Below are 4,939 nucleotides of genomic sequence, written 5' to 3' on the forward strand. Positions count from 1 at the left end.
CGCCTCCGTGGCGGAGGCGGGCGGCCGGCGTCGGGACGGGAGGGCGTCAGCCTCCCCGCGGCGTGCGGGTCAGGCGTCGCCGCCCGCGATGCCGGTGGTGCCGGCGTTGACGTCGTCCAGGCGGTACTTCTCGTGCGCCTTCGCGGCCGTGCCCCGCTCGACCTCGCCCTCCTCCTCGAGGAGCTGCAGCGCGCGGACCACCATCGAGTGGGTGTCGATGAGGAAGTACCGACGGGCGGCGGCGCGGGTGTCCGCGAAGCCGAACTCGTCGGCGCCGAGCGCAGAGAAGCGGTTCGGCACGAACGGGCGGATCTGGTTCGTCCACGAGGTGGAGTAGTCCGAGGTGGCCACGATCGGGCCCTCGGCCCCCTGCAGCGCCTGCGTTACGTAGGGCACGCGCGCAGTGGCGGACGGCTCCTTCAGGGCGTCCTTCTCCGCCGCGACGGCGTCGCGGTACAGCTCGTTGTAGGAGGTCACCGACCACACGGAGGCGTTCACGCCCCACTCCTCGGAGAGGATCCGCTGGGCGTCGAGCGCCCACGGCACGGAGACGCCGGAGCCCAGGAGCTGGACCTTCGGGCCGTCGCCCTGGCCCTCGGAGAGGCGGTAGATGCCCTTGAGCAGGCCCTCCACGTCGAGGCCCTCGGGCTCCTCGATGTGGGTGATCGGCTCGTTGTACACCGTGAGGTAGTAGATGACGTTGCGGACGTCGTCCCCGCGGTCGTGGTCGCCGTACATGTCCTCCAGGCCCTGGCGCACGATGTGGGCGATCTCGTACGAGTACGCCGGGTCGTAGTGCTTCACGGCCGGATTCGTGGACGCCAGGACGGGGGAGTGACCGTCCATGTGCTGGGTGCCCTCGCCGGCGAGGGTGGTGCGCCCGGCGGTGGCGCCGATCATGAAGCCGCGCGCAAGCTGGTCGGCTCCGGCCCAGATGTTGTCCGCGGTCCGCTGGAAGCCGAACATCGAGTAGAAGATGTAGACCGGGATCATCGGCTCGCCGTGCGTGGAGTACGCCGTGCCCACCGCGTTGAATGCCGCGGTGGCGCCGTCCTCGTTGATGCCGACGTGGTAGATCTTCCCCTGCGGGGACTCCTTGTAGGACAGGAACAGATCCCGGTCCACGGACAGGTAGTTCTGGCCCTTGGGGTTGTAGATCTTCGCGGTCGGGAAGAACGAGTCCATGCCGAAGGTGCGGGCCTCGTCCGGGATGATCGGCACGAAGCGCGGTCCCATGTTCTTGTCCCGCATCAGGTCCTTGAGCAGGCGCACGAACGCCATGGTCGTGGCGGCCTGCTGCTTGCCCGATCCCTTGCGAGCCTGCTTGTACGCGGACTCCGGAGGCAGCGGGATCGCGTGGTAGTCGCTGCGCCGCTCCGGCACGAAGCCGCCCAGCTCCTTGCGCCGCTCCATCATGTACGTGATCTCCGGAGCGTCGGCGCCCGGGTGGTAGTACGGGATGTCGTACGGGTCCTTCTCGATCTGCTCGTCCGAGATCGGGATGCGGTGGCGGTCCCGGAACACCTTGAGGTCGTCCACCGTCAGCTTCTTCATCTGGTGCGTGGCGTTGCGACCCTCGAAGGACTTGCCCAGGCCGTAGCCCTTGATGGTGTGGGCCAGGATCACGGTGGGCTGGCCCTTGTGCTCCATGGCGGCCTTGTAGGCGGCGTACACCTTCTTGTAGTCGTGGCCGCCACGCTTGAGGCCCCAGATCTCGTCGTCGGTCATGTCCGCCACCATCTCCTTGGTGACGGAGGACCGGCCGAAGAAGTGGTCGCGCACGAAGCCGCCGGACTCGGCCTTGTAGGTCTGGTAGTCGCCGTCGAGCGTCTCGTTCATGATGCGCACGAGCTCGCCCTCGTCGTCGGCCTCGAGCAGCGGATCCCACTCGCGGCCCCACAGGACCTTGATGACGTTCCAGCCGGCGCCCCGGAAGTAGGACTCCAGCTCCTGGACGATCTTGCCGTTGCCGCGCACCGGCCCGTCGAGACGCTGCAGGTTGCAGTTGATGACGAAGGTGAGGTTGTCGAGCTTGTCGTTGGCCGCGATGTGCAGCTGGCCGCGCGACTCCGGTTCGTCCATCTCGCCGTCGCCGAGGAAGGCCCACACGTGCTGGTCGGAGGTGTCCTTGATGCCGTTGTTGTGCAGGTACCGGTTGGTCTGCGCCTGGAAGATGGCGTTCATCGGCCCCAGGCCCATGGACACGGTGGGGTACTGCCAGAAGTGCGGCATCATCCGCGGGTGCGGGTAGGAGGGCAGGCCGTGGCCCTGGCGGGACTTCTCCTGGCGGAAGCCGTCGAGGTCCTCCTCGGTCAGGCGGCCCTCGAGGAAGGCTCGGGCGTAGTTGCCCGGCGAGGAGTGGCCCTGGAAGAAGATGTGGTCGCCGCCGCCCGGGTGGTCCTGGCCGCGGAAGAAGTGGTTCAGGCCCACCTCGTAGAGGGTCGCCTGGCCTGCGTAGGAGGAGATGTGACCGCCGACGCCGACGCCGTCGCGCTGGGCGCGCTGCACGAGGGCCATGGCGTTCCACCGCAGGTAGTTGCGGTAGCGGCGCTCGAGCTCCTCGTCGCCCGGGTACTCCGGCTCCTGGTCCGCCGGGATCGTGTTCACGTAGTCCGTGGTGGTCACGTAGGGCAGGGCGACGGACTGGGCGCTCGCGCGCTGCATGAGGGAGCGCATGATGTACTGCGCCCGCTCCGTGCCGCGCTCCTCGATGAGTCCGTCGAGGGACTCGATCCACTCCGACGTCTCCTGGGGATCCTTGTCCGGGAGCTGGTCGGTCAGACCGCTGCGGATCTGCGAGCTCTCTTCGGCTGCGCTCACGGTGCCTCCTGGTTCTCGTGCGGAGGGGTGCTCCGCGGTGGGCTGCGGGCAGACGATCCGGTCCGGGCCCGCGACGCCGAGCCGGGCGCGTCGCCCGGAGAGTGCGTCTGTTCCTCCCCAGAGTAGACCGGAGCCGCCGCGTCCGCCCGGCCGGAGGCCCCGGAACGGCGGCGTCCACGGCGTATGGTGGTCATCATCACCCGCTCGACGGCGCGGGCCGCAGTGCCCGCCACCATCAAGGAGGACCGGACACTATGCAGGCTGGGTCGACGCCGACCTCGACGGACAGCGCCCTGCTGGCGGAGCTCGCCCTCTCGAGGGGCGACCTGGTGCAGGAGTGGGGGTACGACGACGACGTCGACGTCACCTTCCGTGACGCGCTCGAGGACGCGCTCGGCGAGGAGCTGCTGACCGAGGAGGATCAGGAGCCGGCGGACGCCGTCCTCTTCTGGTGGCGCGCGGACGACGGCGACGTTATGGATCTCGCGGACGCCCTCGTGGACGCCCAGCGCTCCCTCGATGCCGGCCCCGTCTGGATCATGACCCCCCGCAAGGGTCGCGCCGGCCACGTCAGCCCGGCGGACGTCGCCGAGGCCGCCTCCACCGCGGGCCTGCACGCCACCACCGGGGCCGGCGCCTCCGAGGACTGGGCCGCTCAGAAGCTCGTCCAGAAGCGCGGTGGCTGAGCCCCCGTCCGGCGGGACGCGGGGCGCCGACGTCGTCCCCGCGCTGCGCGACGACCACGGCCAGACGTGGCCGTGGCCGCCGACGCGCGGGCCCCAGGACGCCGCCGGGCCGCGGGGCACGTGGCTCGTCTTCCTGCCCGGGGCGTTCACGCCGGTGTGCACGGACGAGCTCGGCTGGATCGGGGCGCTCGCCGAGGACGTGGCGGTCGACGATGTGGCTGTCCGCGTGGTCTCGTGTGATGCCGCCCCCGTGCTGCGCCGCGTCCGCGAGGAGCTGGCACTGCCGGAGCCGCTCACCCTGCTCTCCGATTTCTGGCCCCACGGCGCGGCCTGCCGTGCCCTCGACGTCTTCGACGTGGAGACCGGGCGGCCCCGCCGCGTCTCCGTGCTGCTCGACGCGGACGGGGTCGAGGCCGCGCGCGTGGTCGCCGCCCCGGGACAGGCACGCACCCGGAGCGAGCACGAGGCGGCGACGCGCGACCTGCTCGCGGACCGGTAGCCTGGACGGACACCGGCACCCGTAGCTCAGTCGGTCAGAGCATCTCGTTTACACCGAGAGGGTCGGGGGTTCGAGTCCCTCCGGGTGCACCGATCGCGGGGCCATGACACGGCGTGACGCCGCGGCTCCGTCATGCCGACCGCCCGTCAGGCGCCTATGAGAGCATGCTCACCATCATGGGCTCCTCGTCAGCGTCCTCGCGCGCCTCCGCTCCGCCCTCGCGGTGGGCCGAGGTGCGCTCCGGCGTCGCCGTGACGTTGGGCGCCGGCCTCGGCCTGTTCCCTCTGGGCATGGCCTTCGGGATGCTCGTGGTCCAGGCCGGGCTGCCCGCGTGGGTCGCACCCCTGTTCTCCGTGGTCGTGTTCGCCGGGTCCGTCGAGCTGCTGCTCGTCTCGCTGGTGGTGGCGGGCACCCCGCTGCTCACGATCGCCGTGACGGTGTTCCTGGTGAACTTCCGCCACGTGTTCTATGCGTTCAGCTTCCCGCTGCGCGTGGTCCGGGGGCGCTTCGCGCGGATCTACTCGATGGGCGCCCTGATCGACGAGGCCTACGCCATCGCCGCCGCCCAGCCCCGCGGCTGGACCGGCCCCCGACTGGTCGCCATGCAGATCGCGCTGCATGCGTACTGGGTGCTCGGGGGCCTCGCCGGGGTGGCCGTGGCCTGGCTGCTGCCCGGACCGGTGGAGGGCCTGGAGTTCGCGCTCGTCGCCCTCTTCATCGTGCTCGCCATGGACGCCGCCCGCACGCGGGCCCAGCTGCCCCTCGTGCTGGCGGCCGCGGTCGCCGTCGGGGTGGCCCTGCTGCTGGTGCCGGCGCAGGTGCTCGTCGTCGCCTTCGCCCTCTACGCCGCGGTGCTGATCGCGTTCCACGTGCTCGCCGCACGCGGGACCGCCCTGCCGCTGCCCGAGCCCGTGCCCGTCACCGGACCGGTGCC

At 70.9% G+C, this 4,939-nt stretch carries 4 protein-coding genes and 1 tRNA gene; 4 read left to right on the forward strand and 1 reads right to left on the reverse strand.

What is annotated here, in order from left to right; all coding sequences use genetic code 11:
* Nucleotides 1-69: 69 nt before the first annotated feature.
* A complete protein-coding gene (gene aceE, locus HMPREF3105_RS05290; protein ID WP_070708923.1) occupies nucleotides 70-2,820 on the reverse strand; it encodes a pyruvate dehydrogenase (acetyl-transferring), homodimeric type in 2,751 nt (916 codons plus the stop codon).
* Between the two features lie 254 nt (nucleotides 2,821-3,074).
* On the opposite strand from aceE, the gene HMPREF3105_RS05295 reads away from it, so the two are divergent.
* The 4 genes from HMPREF3105_RS05295 to HMPREF3105_RS05310 form a co-directional block, all read left to right on the forward strand.
* Nucleotides 3,075-3,506 carry a DUF3052 domain-containing protein gene (locus HMPREF3105_RS05295; protein WP_044659132.1) on the forward strand — a complete coding sequence of 144 codons (432 nt, stop codon included), beginning with the start codon at nucleotides 3,075-3,077 and terminating at the stop codon, nucleotides 3,504-3,506.
* On the forward strand, nucleotides 3,499-4,005 hold the full coding sequence (locus HMPREF3105_RS05300; RefSeq protein WP_036312792.1) for a redoxin domain-containing protein: 507 nt from the start codon (nucleotides 3,499-3,501) through the stop codon (nucleotides 4,003-4,005). The genes HMPREF3105_RS05295 and HMPREF3105_RS05300 overlap by 8 nt, the downstream gene beginning before the upstream one ends.
* A gap of 15 nt (nucleotides 4,006-4,020) precedes the next feature.
* Nucleotides 4,021-4,094, forward strand: a tRNA-Val gene (locus tag HMPREF3105_RS05305).
* Nucleotides 4,095-4,169: 75 nt separating this feature from the next.
* Nucleotides 4,170-4,939: AzlC family ABC transporter permease (locus tag HMPREF3105_RS05310; protein WP_070708924.1), on the forward strand; the 770-nt coding region annotated here is incomplete at its 3' end.

It is taken from the genome of Micrococcus sp. HMSC31B01, assembly GCF_001816085.1.
GTDB classification, from domain to species: domain Bacteria; phylum Actinomycetota; class Actinomycetes; order Actinomycetales; family Micrococcaceae; genus Micrococcus; species Micrococcus luteus.

What these genes read in the sequence shown, in the direction of transcription:
- HMPREF3105_RS05295 (WP_044659132.1), top strand. Translation starts at nt 3,075, where the DNA reads ATGCAGGCTGGGTCGACGCCGACCTCGACGGACAGCGCCCTGCTGGCG.